The organism is Halomonas sp. SIMBA_159 (genome assembly GCF_046536035.1).
Taxonomy (GTDB): domain Bacteria; phylum Pseudomonadota; class Gammaproteobacteria; order Pseudomonadales; family Halomonadaceae; genus Vreelandella; species Vreelandella venusta_A.
In genome coordinates, this window is record NZ_JAWJBT010001382.1 from 1 (window position 1) to 243 (window position 243).

The 243-nt window shown below is 45.7% G+C and carries 1 protein-coding gene; it reads left to right on the plus strand.

What is annotated here, in order from left to right; translation table 11 throughout:
- Nucleotides 1-243 (plus strand): glucosylglycerol hydrolase (gene gghA, locus R0J87_RS23780; RefSeq protein ID WP_498889477.1); only part of this gene is annotated, 243 nt, incomplete at both ends.

Below are 243 nucleotides of genomic sequence, written 5' to 3' on the forward strand. Positions count from 1 at the left end.
GTACAAACAGAACAAACAATTCAATTACTCGAAAAACCAACACAAGAGTTATTAGATTGGGCGATCGCGCTGGAACATGCGGAACTAAGTTATCTCGAACGTTCAGAAGCCGTTGCCCGTCGTTTGGGAGCCCATTATCGAGAAGATGGCTTAACCGAAATTGGTTTTTGGACTCCTGAACTCACTGGGGAAGTGATGCGCCCACGAGCAATTTACCTAGAAGTTTTAACCCCAGAAGCGGAT